The 16415-nt window shown below is 71.4% G+C and carries 16 protein-coding genes; 11 read left to right on the top strand and 5 right to left on the bottom strand.

The annotated features are described in order from the left end of the window. Nucleotides 1–7: 7 nt before the first annotated feature. Together ACQEVM_RS25495 and ACQEVM_RS25490 are read right to left on the bottom strand one after the other, a co-directional pair. Nucleotides 8–1396, bottom strand: a complete 1389-nt coding sequence (locus tag ACQEVM_RS25495) for a metallopeptidase TldD-related protein (RefSeq protein WP_433082740.1) — start codon at nucleotides 1394–1396, stop codon at nucleotides 8–10. An 88-nt stretch (nucleotides 1397–1484) separates the two neighbouring features. Continuing rightward, nucleotides 1485–3047: a TldD/PmbA family protein gene (locus tag ACQEVM_RS25490; RefSeq protein ID WP_433082738.1), complete on the bottom strand. Its 1563-nt coding sequence runs from the start codon at nucleotides 3045–3047 to the stop codon at nucleotides 1485–1487. 145 nt (nucleotides 3048–3192) lie between these two features. Between ACQEVM_RS25490 and fabG the strand changes: the two genes are divergently transcribed. From fabG to ACQEVM_RS25475, 3 genes are all read left to right on the top strand, one after another. Then, a complete protein-coding gene (gene fabG, locus ACQEVM_RS25485) occupies nucleotides 3193–3912 on the top strand; it encodes a 3-oxoacyl-[acyl-carrier-protein] reductase (RefSeq protein ID WP_433082737.1) in 720 nt (239 codons plus the stop codon). Nucleotides 3913–3916: 4 nt separating this feature from the next. Next, nucleotides 3917–4687, top strand: coding sequence for an enoyl-ACP reductase FabI (fabI, locus tag ACQEVM_RS25480; RefSeq protein ID WP_433082735.1), 771 nt, complete (start codon nucleotides 3917–3919; stop codon nucleotides 4685–4687). Nucleotides 4688–4910: 223 nt separating this feature from the next. Continuing rightward, nucleotides 4911–5369 (top strand): hypothetical protein, encoded by a 459-nt coding sequence (locus ACQEVM_RS25475; protein ID WP_433082733.1) that lies wholly within the window; start codon nucleotides 4911–4913, stop codon nucleotides 5367–5369. Between the two features lie 72 nt (nucleotides 5370–5441). Here the strand turns inward: ACQEVM_RS25475 and ACQEVM_RS25470 are convergent, their stop codons facing one another. Continuing rightward, the gene (locus tag ACQEVM_RS25470) at nucleotides 5442–6113 is read right to left on the bottom strand and encodes a FadR/GntR family transcriptional regulator (RefSeq protein ID WP_433082731.1); all 672 of its coding nucleotides are present in this window, start codon (nucleotides 6111–6113) and stop codon (nucleotides 5442–5444) included. Between the two features lie 77 nt (nucleotides 6114–6190). On the opposite strand from ACQEVM_RS25470, the gene ACQEVM_RS25465 reads away from it, so the two are divergent. The 4 genes from ACQEVM_RS25465 to ACQEVM_RS25450 all read left to right on the top strand — a co-directional run bounded on the left by ACQEVM_RS25465 (nucleotide 6191) and on the right by ACQEVM_RS25450 (nucleotide 8603). Further along, on the top strand, nucleotides 6191–7477 hold the full coding sequence (locus ACQEVM_RS25465) for a CynX/NimT family MFS transporter (RefSeq protein ID WP_433082729.1): 1287 nt from the start codon (nucleotides 6191–6193) through the stop codon (nucleotides 7475–7477). Between the two features lie 5 nt (nucleotides 7478–7482). Then, the gene (locus ACQEVM_RS25460) at nucleotides 7483–7605 is read left to right on the top strand and encodes an SGM_5486 family transporter-associated protein (RefSeq protein WP_267801334.1); all 123 of its coding nucleotides are present in this window, start codon (nucleotides 7483–7485) and stop codon (nucleotides 7603–7605) included. A gap of 157 nt (nucleotides 7606–7762) precedes the next feature. After that, entirely contained in the window at nucleotides 7763–7996 is a 234-nt protein-coding gene (locus tag ACQEVM_RS25455; protein WP_433082727.1) for a hypothetical protein, read from the top strand. An 88-nt stretch (nucleotides 7997–8084) separates the two neighbouring features. Continuing rightward, nucleotides 8085–8603, top strand: a complete 519-nt coding sequence (locus ACQEVM_RS25450) for a SixA phosphatase family protein (RefSeq protein ID WP_433082725.1) — start codon at nucleotides 8085–8087, stop codon at nucleotides 8601–8603. 100 nt (nucleotides 8604–8703) lie between these two features. Here ACQEVM_RS25450 and serB read toward each other — a convergent pair whose 3' ends face one another. Next, nucleotides 8704–9903: a phosphoserine phosphatase SerB gene (serB, locus tag ACQEVM_RS25445; protein ID WP_351763156.1), complete on the bottom strand. Its 1200-nt coding sequence runs from the start codon at nucleotides 9901–9903 to the stop codon at nucleotides 8704–8706. Nucleotides 9904–10364: 461 nt separating this feature from the next. On the opposite strand from serB, the gene ACQEVM_RS25440 reads away from it, so the two are divergent. Next, a complete protein-coding gene (locus tag ACQEVM_RS25440; protein WP_433082723.1) occupies nucleotides 10365–12884 on the top strand; it encodes an FHA domain-containing protein in 2520 nt (839 codons plus the stop codon). A 95-nt stretch (nucleotides 12885–12979) separates the two neighbouring features. On the opposite strand, the gene ACQEVM_RS25435 is transcribed toward ACQEVM_RS25440, so the two are convergent. Next, nucleotides 12980–13696, bottom strand: coding sequence for a transglycosylase SLT domain-containing protein (locus ACQEVM_RS25435; protein WP_433082721.1), 717 nt, complete (start codon nucleotides 13694–13696; stop codon nucleotides 12980–12982). Between the two features lie 470 nt (nucleotides 13697–14166). Between ACQEVM_RS25435 and ACQEVM_RS25430 the strand changes: the two genes are divergently transcribed. The 3 genes from ACQEVM_RS25430 (at nucleotide 14167) to ACQEVM_RS25420 (ending at nucleotide 16335) form a co-directional block, all read left to right on the top strand. After that, complete coding sequence (locus tag ACQEVM_RS25430; RefSeq protein ID WP_433082719.1) at nucleotides 14167–15324, top strand: GAF domain-containing sensor histidine kinase; 1158 nt, start codon at nucleotides 14167–14169, stop codon at nucleotides 15322–15324. Then, entirely contained in the window at nucleotides 15317–15970 is a 654-nt protein-coding gene (locus ACQEVM_RS25425) for a response regulator (protein WP_433082717.1), read from the top strand. Before ACQEVM_RS25430 ends, ACQEVM_RS25425 begins: the two co-directional genes overlap by 8 nt. A gap of 119 nt (nucleotides 15971–16089) precedes the next feature. Continuing rightward, a complete protein-coding gene (locus ACQEVM_RS25420; RefSeq protein ID WP_053678690.1) occupies nucleotides 16090–16335 on the top strand; it encodes a chaplin in 246 nt (81 codons plus the stop codon). Nucleotides 16336–16415 lie beyond the last annotated feature (80 nt).

Raw genomic sequence — 16415 nt, 5'->3', positions numbered from 1 at the left:
GACCGGCTCAGACGCCCTTGCTGACCGAGCTCATGTTGAAGTCCGGGATCCGCAGCGCCGGCATCGCGGCCCGGGTGAACCAGTCGCTCCACTCGCGCGGCAGGGTCTTCTCGGTCCGGCCCGCCTCGGAGGCCCGCGACAGCAGGTCCACAGGGGACTCGTTGAAGCGGAAGTTGTTGACCTCCCCGACGACCTGACCGTTCTCCACCAGGTACACGCCGTCCCGGGTCAGCCCGGTGAGCAGCAGCGTCGCCGGGTCCACCTCGCGGATGTACCAGAGGCAGGTCAGCAGCAGACCGCGCTCGGTCGCGGCGACCATCTCCTCCAGCGAGCGGTCGCCGCCGCCGTCGAGGATCAGGTTCCCGAAGCCGGGGGAGACCGGCTGTCCGGTCAGCTCCGCGCTGTGCCGGGTCGTCGTCAGCCGGGACAGTTCGCCCCCGCTGATCCACTCGGTCGCCGGGACGGACAGGCCGTTGTCGAAGACGGAGGCGTCGTCGCCCGAGCTGTGCGCGATCACGAACGGCGCCGACTCCAGGCCCGGCGCGTTCGGGTCGCTGCGCAGGGTCAGCGGCAGCTCGGACAGCCTCTCGCCGAGCCGGGTGCCGCCGCCCGGCTTGGAGAAGACCGTCCGGCCCTCCACCGCGTCCCGCGCCGACGCCGACCACATCTGGTAGATCATCAGGTCGGCGACCGCCGTCGGCGGCAGCAGGGTCTCGTACCGCCCGGCGGGCAGCTCGATCTTCCGCTCCGCCCAACCCAGGCGCACCGCGAGCTCCGCGTCCAGGACGGTGGGGTCCACGTCCGTGAAGTCCCGGGTGGAGCGGCCCGCCCACGCCGACCGCAGCCGGTCGGGGGACTTCGCGTTGAGCTCCAGGGTGCCGTTGGGCTGGTCGTGCCGCAGCCGCAGCCCCGCGGAGCTGCCGATGTACGTGGAGACCAGCTCGTGGTTGGCGAATCCGTACAGCTCGCGTCCGCCCGCACGGGCCCGGGCGAAGGCCTCGCCGAGCGCCGGGGCGAACCGCTCGAACACCGCCGAGGAAGTCTCGGCGGGGCCCTCGGTGAAGTCCGTCGAGGCCGGGACCCCGGTCACCAGGGGCTGCGCGTCCTCGGCCGAGGCGCCGGCCCGCGCTGCCTCCTCGGCGGCCCGGACCAGCGGCTCCAGATCGGCCGCGGTGACGGCGGAGCGCGACACGACCCCCGAGGCCGTGCCCTCCTTGCCGTCCACCGTCGCGATGACCGTCAGGGTGCGGCCCCGGGTGACGCCGTTCGTGGTGAGCGCGTTGCCCGCCCAGCGCAGGTTGGCGCTCGACTCCTCGTCCGCGATGACGACGCAGCCGTCCGCCGTGGACAGCTCCAGCGCGCGCTCGACGATCTCGTGCGGCTTCGTGCGGCTCATCGGCCGGCCTCCTGCGTGGTGTTCAGACGGTGCCGTCCCGGGGGGCGACCCCCGGACCCCCGGTGGATCGCGTGGTGGTCGTGCGCGGTCATCGGCCGGCCTCCTGCGTGGTGTTCAGGATGTTCACGTCGCGGAACAGCGCGGACGGGCAGCCGTGCGAGACCGCGGCGACCTGGCCCGGCTGGGCCTTGCCGCAGTTGAAGGCGCCGCCCAGGACGTAGGTCTGCGGGCCGCCGACCTTCTCCATCGAGCCCCAGAAGTCGGTGGTCGTCGCCTGGTACGCGACGTCGCGCAACTGCCCCGCCAGCCGGCCGTTCTCGATCCGGAAGAAGCGCTGCCCGGTGAACTGGAAGTTGTGGCGCTGCATGTCGATCGACCAGGAACGGTCGCCGACCACGTAGATCCCGCGCTCCACCCCGCCGATCAGGTCCTCGGTCGACAGACCGCCCGGGTCCGGCCGGAGCGAGACGTTCGCCATCCGCTGCACCGGGACGTGCCCGGGGGAGTCGGCGTAGGCGCAACCGTTGGAGCGGCCGAGGCCCGTCAGCTTCGCGATCCGCCGGTCGAGCTGGTAGCCCGCCAGGGTGCCGTCCTTGACCAGGTCCCAGCTCTGCGCCTCGACGCCCTCGTCGTCGTAGCCGATGGTGGCCAGCCCGTGCTCGGCGGTGCGGTCACCGGTCACGTTCATGATCGAGGAGCCGTACTTGAGCGAGCCGAGCTGGTCGAAGGTGGCGAAGGAGGTTCCCGCGTACGCGGCCTCGTATCCCAGCGCCCGGTCCAACTCGGTGGCGTGCCCGATGGACTCGTGGATGGTCAGCCACAGGTTGGACGGGTCCACGACCAGGTCGTAGCGCCCGGCGCGCACGCTCGGTGCCCGCATCTTCTCGGCGAGCAGGTCGGGGATCCCCTCCAGCTCCGTGTTCCAGTCCCAGCCGGTACCGGTCAGGTACTCCCAGCCTCGGCCGGCGGGCGGGGCGATGGTGCGCATCGAGTCGAACTCGCCGGTGGCCGCGTTGACGGCGACCGCGGTGAGCTGCGGGTGGATCCGTACGCGCTGCTGGGTGGTGACGGTGCCCGCCGTGTCCGCGTAGAACTTGTTCTCGTGGACGGCGAGCAGCGAGGCGTCCACGTGGGCCACCCCGTCCGCCGCGAGCAGGCGCGCGCTCCAGTCGGCGAGCAGCGCCGCCTTCTCCGCGTCCGCCACCTCGAACGGGTTCACGTCGTAGGCGGAGATCCACGTCTTGTCGGCGTGGACCGGCTCGTCCGCCAGCTCGACGCGCTCGTCCGAACCGGCGGCCTTGATCACCTGCGCCGACAGCTTCGCCATGGCCACGGCCTGCGAGGCCACCTTGGCGGCGCCGTCCATGGTCAGGTCCACGCCGGAGGCGAACCCCCAGCTGCCTCCGTGCACCACCCGGACCGCGTAGCCGAGGTCCGTGGCGTCGGATCCGCCCGATGGTTTGGCGTCCCGCAGCCGCCAGGAGGCGCTGCGCACGCGCTCCAGCCGGAAGTCGGCGTGGTCGGAGCCCAGCGCGCGGGCCCGGGCGAGCGCCGCGTCGGCGAGCGCCCGCAAGGGCAGCGCGGTGAAGGCCGCGTCGATGGAATGGGGCACGGAATTCCTCCCGGGGTCGGGGCCGGTCGCCCCGATCATGTCGCGCTCGGGGCTCGTGTGCCTACATCTTTCTGTAGGGACTCGACAGAGCCCGCCGCAAGGCCCTGTCGGGGCCCGATTCTCCGTAAGGACGATGCGACCTATAGGTTTTTGGTACTCAGACAGCTAGCGAAAGGGTGATCCGTTGAGCCGCTCGGTTCTCGTCACCGGAGGTAACCGGGGCATCGGCCTCGCCATCGCCCGAGCCTTCGCGGAGGCCGGCGACAAGGTCGCGATCACATACCGCTCCGGCGAGCCGCCGGAGGCGCTCACCTCGCTCGGCGTCCTGGCGGTCCGCTGTGACATCACGGACTCCGAGCAGGTGGAGCAGGCCTACAAGGCGATCGAGGACGAGCACGGCCCCGTCGAGGTGCTGGTGGCCAACGCCGGCATCACCAAGGACACGCTGCTGATGCGGATGTCCGAGGAGGACTTCGCGTCGGTCGTCGACACCAACCTCATCGGTACCTTCCGGGTGGTCAAGCGCGCGAACCGGGGCATGCTGCGGGCCAAGAAGGGCCGCGTCGTCCTGATCTCGTCGGTCGTCGGCCTCATGGGCTCGCCCGGCCAGGCCAACTACGCCGCCTCCAAGGCCGCGCTGGTCGGCTTCGCCCGCTCGCTCGCCCGTGAGCTGGGCTCCCGCAACATCACCTTCAACGTCGTCGCTCCCGGCTTCGTGGACACCGACATGACGAAGGTGCTCACCGACGAGCAGCGCGCCGGCATCGTCGGTCAGGTGCCCCTCGGCCGCTACGCGCAGCCCGAGGAGATCGCGGCGGCCGTGAGCTTCCTGGCGTCCGACGACGCCGCGTACATCACTGGAGCCGTCATTCCCGTTGACGGCGGATTGGGCATGGGTCACTGATCACATGAGCGGAATTCTCGACGGCAAGCGCATCCTCATCACCGGGGTGCTGATGGAGTCCTCCATCGCCTTCCACGCCGCCAAGCTGGCCCAGGAGCAGGGCGCCGAGGTCATCCTGACCGCGTGGCCCCGCCCGTCGCTGACCGAGCGCATCGCCAAGAAGCTGCCGAAGCCGGTCAAGGTGATCGAGCTCGACGTCACCAACCAGGAGCACCTGGACCGCCTCGAGGGTCTGGTCCGCGACGAGCTGGGCAGCCTCGACGGGGTCCTCCACTCGATCGGGTTCGCCCCGCAGGACGCCCTCGGCGGCAACTTCCTGAACACGCCGTTCGAGTCGGTCGCGACCGCCATGCACGTGTCGGCGTTCTCGCTGAAGTCCCTCGCCATGGCCTGCAAGCCGCTGTTCCCGGCGGAGGGCGCGGCCATCGTCGGCCTCACCTTCGACGCGCAGTTCGCCTGGCCGCAGTACGACTGGATGGGCCCGGCCAAGGCCGCCCTGGAGGCCACCAGCCGCTACCTCGCCCGTGACCTGGGCAAGGAGAACATCCGCTGCAACCTGGTCTCGGCCGGTCCGCTCGGCTCGATGGCCGCGAAGTCCATCCCGGGCTTCTCGGACCTGGCCGACGTCTGGAACTCCCGCTCCATGCTGGAGTGGGACATGAGCGACCCGGAGCCGACCGGCAAGGCCATCGTCGCCCTGCTGTCCGACTGGTTCCCGAAGACCACGGGCGAGATCGTCCACGTGGACGGCGGCCTGCACGCCATGGGCGCCTGACCCTCGGGTCCGGGCTCCGCTACGTCCGTACGGCGGTGGCCGCACCTCCCTTCCGGGAGGTGCGGCCACCGCCGTTTCGGCCTGTGGGGGCGGGGGTTCACACGGCCCGTTCGATCGGATGTGCGTGCTCCGGCCGGATCTTCCCGAGTCGTAAACAGGGACAAATGCCTGCAAACTGACCGAGCCGGGATCTTCCCGGCTTCCTCGGGGAGGAGGTACGGGCGTGTACGCGAGGCCGAGCCGAGCGGTATCGCTCCTGGTCACCTCGGTTGCCCTGGCCGGCCTCCTGATCCCGGGAGCCGTCGCGCAGCCCGGGGACGGCGAACCGGCGCCCGGCCCGGAGGCCATGGCCCCGGTCGTGGTCGACCCGGCCGAGATCCCCGCCGAGCCACCCGTACAGCCCGCCCGGCCCGCCCGCAGAGACCTCTTCGGCGCCGACTGTGACATCGAGATCGACGGCTCGCTGGTGACGGCGCACTGCCACAACGGCTACCCCGAGACCGACCTGATCCGCCTGCACGTGGAGTGCGACCGCTGGTGGGACGTGGACGGGGACGGCGCCGCCGTCGCCGTGGGCCCGGCCGGCCGCGTCGAGCTCACCAGCCGCTGCTGGAAAGAGGTCCGTACGGCATGGGTGAGCCACGAGCGGCCCGGACGACGGGACGCCGACCGGCTCCGCTGAGCGGGCCGCCCCGGCCGGGTCCGACGCCCCTTCGGGGCCCGGCGGCGCCCCGGTGGATCCGAGAGGGGCGACCTACGCCCCGCCGAGGCAGACGAACGGGTAGCCCGCCGCCTCCGACGCGGCCGTGTCACCGTCCCCGCGCCGGATCGCCTCGATCAGTCGGGCGTGGTCCAGATGTGCCGAGGGGCGCAGTTCCGTCCCCACGTCCGCGCGCAGCCAGTCCGCCACCAGGTCCCCGAGGTCGGCGTACAGCTCGATCAGCACCTCGTTGTGCGAGGCCGTCACCACCGCCATGTGCAGGCTCACGTCCGCCGCGACGAACAGCTCCGCGTCCCCGCTCGTCCAGGCTTCCTCGCGTCGCGCCAGCAGCGCGTCCAGTTGGGTCAGGTCCCGCTCGGTGCGGCGCTCCGCCGCCAGTCGTGCGGCGGAGGACTCCAGCGTCGAACGCAACTCGGCGATGTGTCGCGGGTCGGCGCCGGCGAAGCGCCGGTGCATCACCCCGGCGAGTTCGCTGGTCGCCAGGACGTAGGTGCCCGAACCCTGGCGGATGTCGAGCAGTCCGTTGTGTGCCAGGGCCCGGACGGCCTCGCGCACGGTGTTGCGGGCGACGCCCAGCAGCTCCACCAGCTCGGGCTCGGTGGGAATGCGGGAGCCCACGGGCCATTCACCTGAGGTGATCTGGTTCCTGAGCTGGGCGATCACCTGGTCGACGAGCGCGGATCGCCGGGGCGATGTCAGCGGCATGCGGGCGGTGTCCTCTCCGGGTGCGAACGCGGAACGGGGGTGGACAACCAATCATCCCATGATTCTATGATGGTTCAATGTCCGACGATGAAATCCAGACCATGAACCGGCCCCAGGCCGCGCGCACGGCACCCCCGCACCCCCTAGCCGCCCCCGTCACCCCGCAGCCGGTATGGCTCGGCCCCGTGCTCATCGTCGGAATCGTGCTGGCCGCCCTCAACCTGCGACCCGCCATCACCAGCCTCGGAGCCCTCTTCGAGGAGACCCGCACGGGCCTCGGCATGAGCGGCACCGTGGCCGGACTCATCACCTCCGTCCCCGCCCTCTGCTTCGCCGTCTTCGGCGTCACCGCCCCCCGGCTCTCCCGCCGCTTCGGCCCCGCCGCCGTGGTCTGCGCGGGCATGGTCGCCGTCGCCGCCGGACTGCTGATCCGGCCCTTCGCGACCAACGCCGCCGGGTTCCTCGCCGCCAGCGCCCTGTCCCTCGCCGGCATAGCCCTGACGAACGTGCTGCTCCCGGTGATCGTCAAGCGTTGGTTCCCGGACCGGGTCGGCACCATGACCGGCCTCTACTCCATGGCCCTGGCCGCCGGCACCTCCCTCGCCGCCGCCGCGACCGTCCCGCTGACCTCCGCCCTCGGCGGCAGCTGGCGCGCCGGCCTGCTGGTCTGGGCCGCCCTCGCGGTGGCCGCCGTACTGCCCTGGCTGCCCATCGCCGTCGCCGGCCGCCGCGACAAGGCCGCCGCACCCGCCGGCGCGAGCCCCGACGCCGGCCCGCGCGTCGCCCGCAGCCGCACCGCCTGGGCCCTGGGCTGCTACTTCGGCCTCCAGGCCACCGGGGCGTACGTCACGATGGGCTGGCTCCCGCAGATCTTCCGCGACGCAGGGGTCTCCGCCGGGACTGCCGGCGTCCTGCTCGCCGTCACCATGGTCATGGGCGTCCCGCTGGCCTTCGTCATCCCCAACCTCGCCGGCCGGATGCGGAACCAGGGCGCCATCGCCGTGGTCCTCGGCCTCTTCGGTTTCCTCGGCTACGCCGGCCTCTGGCTCGCCCCCGCAGGCGGAGCCTGGGCCTGGGCCCTCCTGCTCGGCGTCTCCAACTGCGCCTTCCCGCTCGTCATCACCATGATCGGACTGCGCGCCAAGTCCTCCGCGGGCGTCGTCAAGCTGTCCGCCTTCGCGCAGAGCACCGGCTACCTCATCTCCATCCCCGGCCCGCTCCTCATCGGCACCCTCTACCAGCACAGCGGCGGCTGGGACCTGCCCCTCGCCCTCATGGCCGCGCTGCTCGTCCCGCAGATCGCGCTCGGCGTCCTCGCCGGCCGGGACCGCACGATCGAGGACGAATGCGGCATGCGAGACTGAACGCCATGTCGCCCGTACTCGAACCGAACCCGCAGAACGGCCACAAGAAGCTCGGCCTCGTGCTGGGCGCGATGCTGCTCGTGACCGTCGTCATCGCCGTCATCGCGTCGATCGCCTCCCCCTCCTGACGACGCGGCCCCCGAGGGTTGGTGGGGATAACCCCACCAACCCCTAGGGGGCCAGGCTCAGGGACAACCGGGGTGTGCCCCGGATGGGAACCGCCGCCTCGAATCCATAGATTCGAGGCAGCGAGCCAGTCCCACCCGCACACCACCGGAGGCGGCCATGTCGGCCCCCACGCACGCCCCGCCCCTCGCCGTACCGTCCGGCCGCCGACGCACCGCCGGCAGCGGAGCCGACGCCCGCCTGCACTGGTGGGCGCTGGCCCTGCCCGCGCTCGCCTTCGGCCTCCTGCTGCTCCTCCTCGCCGGAGCCGGGTCCGGCGCGGCCCACGCCGCCCCGGACGAGAACTCCTCGCTGGTCCAGGTCACCGCACAGCTGCTGCGCGCCGTCGGCTGACCCGCGTACGCCGGAGCACGCTCCACCCCGGAGGCGGACCCTCCAACACCCTGCGCCCCGTGGCTCGTTTCATGCGAAGCTGGGAGTCATGAGCGCCGACACATCCCGCAGGATCGTCCTCCTCCGGCACGCCAAGGCCGAATGGTCGGACGGATCGGACCACGAGCGGCCCCTGGCCGAACGCGGTCGTCACGACGCCCCGGCCGCCGGCCGCAAGCTGGCCCAGACCGGCATCGCCTTCGACCTGGCCCTCTGCTCCACCGCGGCCCGGACCCGCGAGACGTGGAAGCTGGCCGTCCACGAACTGCCGCACCGGCCGAAAACCACGTACGAGGAGCGCCTCTACGAGGCCTCCCCGGGCGAGCTCATCGCCCTCCTGAACGAGACCCCCGACGACGTGGCCGACCTCCTCGTGATCGGCCACAACCCGGGCATGCACGCCCTCGCGGACGCCCTCTCCGGCAGCGCCCAGGGCGACGCGCTCTCCCGCATGCACCGCAGCGCCTTCCCGACCTCAGCTCTCGCCGTGGTCTCCTTCACCGGCTCCTGGAAGTCCGTGGAGCACGGCGTCGGCACGCTGCTGGACTACTGGACCCCCCACAGCTGACCCCCGCGGCCGCCCCGCCGATCAGGGCGGCTCACCTGCGTACACGCGAACGGGACCCGGCGCCGTCGAGGCACCGGGTCCCGTTTCGCGTGTACGGGGACTAGGCGAGGTCGGCGGCCTCGACCTCTTCCCGGGTGATGCCCAGCAGGTACAGCACCGCGTCCAGGAACGGCACGTTCACCGCGGTGTGCGCGGCCTCGCGGACCACCGGCTTGGCGTTGAAGGCCACGCCCAGCCCGGCCGCGTTCAACATGTCCAGGTCGTTGGCGCCGTCGCCGATCGCGACGGTCTGGGCCAGCGGCACGCCGGCCTCCGCGGCGAAGCGGCGCAGCAGCCGGGCCTTGCCCGCCCGGTCCACGATCTCGCCGACGACCCGGCCGGTCAGCTTCCCGTCGACGATCTCCAGCGTGTTGGCGGCCGCGAAGTCCAGCCCGAGCCGCTCCCGCAGGTCGTCCGTGACCTGGGTGAACCCCCCGGACACCACACCCACCTGGTAGCCCAGCCGCTTCAGGGTGCGGATCAGGGTCCGGGCACCGGACGTCAGCCGCACCTCCGCGCGGACCTTGTCCACCACGGAGGCGTCCAGCCCCGCCAGCAACGCGACGCGCGCGTGCAACGACTGCTCGAAGTCCAGCTCACCGCGCATGGCCTGCTCGGTCACCGCCGCCACCTCGGCCTCGCAGCCCGCGTGCGCGGCGAACAGCTCGATGACCTCGTCCTGGATCAGGGTCGAGTCCACGTCCATGACCACCAGGCGCTGGGCCCGGCGGTGCAGTCCGGCCGAGACCACGGCCACGTCGACGCCGATCCGGGCGGCGGCCGTGGCCAGCGCGGTGCGCAGCGGCTCCGTCTCGACACCGGACACGGCGAACTCCACCGCCGTCACCGGGTACTTGGCGAGCCGGAAGATGCGGTCGATGTTGCCGCCGGTCTCGGTGATCCTGGCCGCTATGGTCGCCGTGGACTCGGCGGTGAGCGGGTGCCCGAGCACCGTGACGTGGGAACGACCACTGCCGCGCGGCCGGTTGTCGCCGGTGCCCGAGAGGATCTCGGCCTGCATCCTCAGCGACTCGGCCCAACTGTGGACGGTGGCCCGCAGCTCGCCCTCGGCGGCGCCGGACGGCTGGGTGACGAGGGCGCACAGGACGATGCGGCCACGGGTGACGACCTGCTCGATGTCGACGACGTCGACGGAGTAGGCGGCGAGGGTGTCGAACAGCCCGGCGGTGATCCCGGGACGGTCCTTGCCGAAGATCTTGACGAGGAGGGTGGGGACGTCGGAGGTCTGCGATGCGCTCATGGTGGGTTCACCGTATCTTCCCCGTCCCGGGAGCAGGACCCCCGTCCCACCCTGCGGGCGCCCGAATCCCCGGTACGGAGGTCCCGGAGGGCGGCGCGGGGGTGAAAGGTGCCGGTCCGGGGGGTGGCGGGCGCGTGAAGGCCGGCCCCCGGCCTCTCGCTCCGACTCTCCCGGCCTCTCCGCCCCGGCTCCCCTGTCCCGCCGGCCCGGACCCGACGTCGACGCCGGGCGCGCGTGACCCGGACGCGGGTGCGAATCGCGGGGCGAGAAGTCCCGTATCGCACTCTCCGGGTGCCTTTCCACCCCGCCGACGGGCGCTCGCGGGCACCCCGGAACGGCCCCGATTCCACATGTGGGCGCAGGCCTGAAATAGTTCCCACGGATGTTCGCCATCCCTAGACTCCCTGACGTCGGACTCCCTGACGCCAGGGGGATTCTCGGGGGACTTAAGTGGGGCTGGAGTGCCGGAACTCGTACTGGAATTGAATGGAAGGACCTGGACGCTCGATCCGTCCAGGTCGTACTCGCTGGGGCGCGATCCCCAGGGAGACGTGGTGATCGATGACGCGCGCGTGTCGTGGCGGCACGCCACCATCAGCTGGAACGGCCGTGGTTGGGGGATCGAGGACCACGGCAGCACCAACGGCACGTACGTGCACGGGGCCAGGGTCCAGCAGGCCGAACTCGTGCCCGGCACGCCGGTCCACCTCGGCAACGCCACCGACGGACCGCGGCTGAATCCGAGCGCCGCCGCCGCGCCGCAGCACGTTGCCCACCAGGCCCCGGCCCACCAGGCTCCCGCCTACCAGGGCCAGGCCGCCGGGTACGAGGCGCCGCCCCGGCAGCAGCCGCAGCAGGAGGCCTGGCAGCAGCAGCCGGCGCAGCCGCAGTTCCCGCAGCAGCACATCCCCCAGCAGCAGGGCGACGTGCGCCCCGCGCAGGGGCCGGGCGCCGCCGGTCACGGCGACCGCAGCCCGACGACGTTCCACCAGCTCTCGCTGGGCCACGTCATGCGGATCGGTCGCGCGCTGGAGAACGAGCTGGTCGTCTCCGACCTCCAGGTCTCCCGCAACCACGCCGAGTTCCGCTCCATGCCCGGCGGCCGGTTCGAGATCCGCGACCTCGGCAGTCACAACGGCACCTACGTCAACGGTCAGCCCCTCGCCAAGTCCGGCACGGCGGTGCTCGGCCCGAACGACATCGTGGGCGTCGGCCACTCGACGTTCCGGATCATCGGCGACCGGCTCGAGGAGTTCGTCGACACCGGTGAGGTCTCCTTCTCCGCCCGCCACCTCACGGTGACGGTCGACGGAGGCAAGCAGATCCTCAAGGACGTCACCTTCGGCGTCCCGGAGAAGTCGCTGATCGGCGTCATCGGCCCGTCCGGCTCCGGCAAGTCCACCCTCCTCAAGGCGCTGACCGGCTACCGGCCCGCGAACGAGGGCGACGTCCTCTACGACAACCGCAACCTGTACAAGCAGTTCGCGGAACTCCGCCAGCGCATCGGCCTGGTCCCGCAGGACGACATCCTGCACAAGGAGCTGCGCGTCCGCACGGCCCTGAAGTACGCGGCCAAGCTCCGCTTCCCCGGTGACACCGCCGAGTCCGAGCGCGCCGCCCGCGTCGACGAGGTGCTGCGCGAGCTCAAGCTCGACATCCACAAGGACAAGAAGATCACCGCGCTCTCGGGCGGCCAGCGCAAGCGCGTGTCCGTGGCGCTGGAGCTGCTCACCAAGCCGTCGCTGATCTTCCTGGACGAGCCGACCTCCGGCCTCGACCCGGGCATGGACCGCGACGTCATGCAGCTGCTGCGCGGCCTCGCCGACGACGGCCGCACCGTCCTCGTCGTCACCCACTCGGTCGCCGAGCTGGCCATCTGCGACAAGCTGCTGGTCATGGCCCCCGGCGGCTCGGTCGCGTACTTCGGCCCGCCGGACGAGGCGCTGAACTTCTTCGGCTACACCACGTGGGCGGACGTCTTCTCGGCCTTCGAGAACTACCGAGAGTACGACTGGGCCGGCCGCTGGAAGGGCTCGCAGCACTACCAGCTGTACGCCGCCGACATCGACGCGGTCGCCCCGCAGTCGGTCGCGATGCCGCCCGCGCAGCAGATGCGCCCGCCGAAGCCGCAGGGCTGGGGCTCCCAGCTGTGGACGCTGATCCGCCGCTACGTCTCGGTGATCGCCTCCGACAAGGGCTTCATCGGCCTGATGCTGATCCTGCCCGCGGTCCTGGGCGTGGTCTCCACGGTCATCCCCGCGAAGTTCGGCCTCGCGCCCCCCGTGGCCCCGTCCCGCTTCAACGGCGACGCCGGCACGATCATGCTGATCCTGGCGGTCGGCATGTGCTTCTCCGGCGCGGCCAACTCGGTCCGCGAGCTGATCAAGGAACGCGTCATCTACGAGCGTGAGCGCGCGACCGGGCTGTCCCGGTCGGCGTACCTCATGTCGAAGGTGATCGTCCTCGGCGTCATCACGGCCATCCAGGGCGTGATCATCTGCGGGATCGGCTTCTACCCGCGCGATCTGCCGACCGAGGGCCTGGTCATGCCGCCGGCCGTCGAGATCTGCCTGTCGGTCATCGCGCTCGGCTTCACCTCGATGATGTTCGGCCTGGTGATCTCCTCGCTGGTGAAGACCGCCGAGAAGACCATGCCGCTGCTGGTGATGTTCGCGATCGTCCAGGTCGTCTTCACCGGCATCCTCTTCCAGGTGTACGACTCCCCGGGCCTGGAGCAGTTCGCCTGGCTGATGCCGTCCCGCTGGGCCATCGCCGCCGCCGGCACCACGCTGAACCTCGGCGTGCTCATGCCGCCGTGGGACGCCGACAACCCGACCAACACCGACCCGCTCTGGGACGCCACGGTCGGCCAGTGGAGCCTGAACGTCACGATGCTGCTGCTCCTCGGCATCGCCTGCGGCTTCGCGGTCCAGCGGCTGCTGCGCCGCCACGAGCCGGAGGTCATGCGCGCCGGCAAGTGACCGGCACGCACGGCCGTGCGCACGAACGCCTCAGGGCGGCACCCGGAAGTCCGGGGGCCGCCCTGAGGCGCATGGGGGAGCGGTGCGTCGAAGGCCTAGTAGGCGCTGTTGACGTTGTCCATGGAGCCGTATCGGTCGGCCGCGTAGTTGCAGGCGGCGACGATGTTGGCGACCGGGTCGTACTGGTCGAACTTGGTGCCCTTGACGTGGTACGCCTTGAAGGTTGGGGCGATGACCTGGAGCAGACCCTTGCTGGGAATGCCGTTCTGGGCGTTGACGTCCCAGTTGTTGATCGCCAGCGGGTTGCCGCTGGACTCGCGCATCACGTTCTTGTGGATGCCGGCGTAGGTGCCCGGGATCCCCTCGCGCTTCATGATGTGGAGGGCTTCCTTGATCCAGCCGTCCAGGTTGTTCGCGAAGACGGGGGTGCGGACCGCGGAACGGCTCGCCGCCGTCTTCGCGGCGCGCGCCTTCGCCTGCGCCGCGGCCTTGGCCTTGTTGTCGGCGTCGGCCTTCGCCTTCGCCTTCTTGGCGACCGCGGCCTGGGTGGCCGCGTTGATGGCCTTCTGGTCGGCGATGGCCTTCTGCGTGCCGAGGTGCGCCTGCACGGTCTTCGTCTGGGCGCCGTTCACGGCCTTCGTCCACGCCACGGGGGCGGCGGAGATGGTCGTCGACTCGCTCGACCCGGCGCCATTGGCCGGTACGAGGGAGAAGACGAGTGCGGCGGCGCCGAAGCCGGCGATGCCTGCGAAGGAGAGCTTCTGGGCCTTGGTCAGACGACGACTGTGGCCGGGGGTGCTGGTCTCGGTCATGCGTGTGCAACCTCTTCGAATAGCGGGAGCCGCAGGAAAGCGCCGGGTGGATCCGAGATCCTCGGCGCTGTGCGACGTCGACATTCTTAGCGGTGGCAAAAACGCCTGGCAAAGGTGTGACGTACGAAGCCGCTTAGTGGATCAGGATCCCCGGCCGCAGCCCGCATTCGGGCATCGTCTCTAGGCGCAACAGTGCTGACAGGGTCTTTATGTGTCCACTAGGCTTCTTCGTAAGTGACGTGGGTCCTATGCCCGGGGTCACATCGCCCTCGCGGTGTTCTCACTCAGAGTTGCAGCAGCAACGCAATCGGTGAGGTTTATCCACCCAGGGGTAGAGAAGAGCCCCCCGGCCGTCATCCCCCAGGGGGAGAGACCCTCCGCCGTCCCTTCCCTCGGCCGTGTGCCCGAGGCCACCGGACCTACGCCCGAGGTCCGATCCCGCAGGTCAGGCCCGCCGGTACGGTGAGGCCATGCACAAGGGACCCTGTACCGGGCTGGCCGCCGTCAGCACGGCCCTGCTGGCCATGAGCCGCCGACTGGAGGTCCAGGACGTCCTGCGCACGATCGTCGTCTCGGCCCGCGAACTCCTCGGCGCCGAGTACGCGGCCCTGGGCGTCCCGGACGACCACGGCGGCTTCGCGCAGTTCGTCGTGGACGGCATCACCGAGGAACAGTGGCGCCGCATCGGCCCCCTGCCCCGCCAACACGGCATCCTCGCCGCGATGCTCCACCAGGACGGCCCCGAGCGGCTGACCGACGTACGCCGGGACCCGCGCTTCGGCGGCTGGCCCGCCGCCCACCCCGAGATGTCGGACTTCCTCGGCATGCCGGTCCGCGACGGCGAGGAGACCCTCGGGGCCCTCTTCCTCGCGAACAAGCACGGCGCCACCCCCTCGGACGCCCCCGGTGACGGCCGCGGCTTCACCGACGAGGACGAGGAACTCCTGTCCCTCCTGGCCCAGCACGCGGCCATCGCCCTCACCAACGCACGCCTCTACGAGCGCAGCCGCGAGCTGACCATCGCCGAGGAGCGCTCCCGCCTCGCCCACGAACTGCACGACGCCGTGAGCCAGAAGCTGTTCTCCCTGCGACTCACCGCCCAGGCGGCCTCCGCCCTCGTCGACCGCGACCCCGCCCGGGCCAAGGACGAACTCCAGCAGGTGGCCGCCCTCGCCGCCGAGGCCGCCGACGAACTGCGCGCCGCCGTGACCGAGCTGCGCCCCGCCGCCCTGGACGAGGACGGACTCGTGGCGACCCTGCGCGACCACGTCCGCGTCCTGGACCGGGCCCACACCGCGCACGTCACCTTCACCTGTGACGGCGTACGGGCCCTCCCCGCGACCCAGGAGGAAGCCGTCCTGCGCGTCGCCCAGGAGGCCCTCCACAACGCCCTGCGCCACTCCGGGGCCGAGACCGTCGAGGTCACCCTGCTCCGCCGGGGCGCCGGAGCGCTCCTGTCCGTACGGGACGACGGCCGCGGCTTCTCCCCTTCCACGGTCCGCACGGCGGGCCGCCACCTCGGCCTCGTCTCCATGCGCGACCGCGCGAGCGGCGTCGGGGGCCGGCTGGAGGTGCACTCGGAGCCCGCGAAGGGCACCACGATCGAGATGGAGGTCCCCGGTGGCTGACACCCGGATCCGCGTCCTGCTGGTGGACGACCACCAGGTGGTCCGGCGCGGACTGCGCACCTTCCTGGAGGTCCAGGAGGACATCGAGGTGGTCGGCGAGGCCGCCGACGGCGAGGAGGGCATCGCCCGCGCCGAGGAACTGCGGCCCGACGTGATCCTGATGGACGTCAAGATGCCCGTCACCGACGGCATCGAGGCCCTGCGCCGACTGCGCGAGGCGGCGAACCCGGCCCGGGTGCTGATCGTCACCAGCTTCACCGAGCAGCGCACCGTGGTCCCCGCCCTGCGCGCGGGCGCGGCCGGCTACGTCTACAAGGACATCGACCCCGAAGCCCTCGCCGCCGCCATCCGCTCCGTCCACGCGGGCCACGTCCTCCTCCAGCCGGAGGTCGCGCAGGCCCTGCTCGCCCAGGAGGGCCAGGGAGCCGCCTCCGGTCGCCCCGGCTCGCTGACCGACCGGGAACGGGAAGTGCTCTCCCTCATCGCGGACGGCCGGTCCAATCGGGAGATCGCCCGCGCGCTGGTCCTGTCGGAGAAGACGGTCAAGACCCACGTCTCGAACATCCTGATGAAACTGGACCTGTCCGATCGGACCCAGGCGGCGTTGTGGGCGGTCAGGCACGGAATCGTGGACGTCCGGCGTTGATCTGAGATTCATACGGTCGGGTGTATGTACCCCACATGGCGTATCCCGAGCACGGGACGACCGTTCTCCCCTACGTGTCGGGGCGGCAGGCCGCGGCAGAGGCACTGGAGGACGAGAACGTGAAGAACATCAAGAAGGCCGCAGCCGTCACCATGATCGCCGGCGGCCTGATCGCCGCCGGCGCCGGTGTCTCCTCGGCGCACGGCGGTGCGTCCGCGGAGGGCGAGGCCCTGAACTCGCCCGGCGTGGCCTCGGGGAACCAGCTCCAGGTCCCCGTGCACGTCCCCGTCAACCTCGTCGGCAACTCGGTCACCGTGATCGGCCTCCTGAACGGCGCCTTCGGCAACACGGGCCTCAACCACTGACGCCCTCCCCACCGGCCCCGCTTCCCCCACCTCTCCCCGGGAAGCGGGGCCGCGTCACGTCCACCCCGGGCCCGGGTTGG

Origin of the sequence: Streptomyces sp. CA-243310, from assembly GCF_050936775.1 — a bacterium.
Taxonomy (GTDB): domain Bacteria; phylum Actinomycetota; class Actinomycetes; order Streptomycetales; family Streptomycetaceae; genus Streptomyces.
The sequence above is the reverse complement of the archived record's forward strand: the minus strand, read 5'-3'. Positions and strand labels throughout refer to the sequence as shown.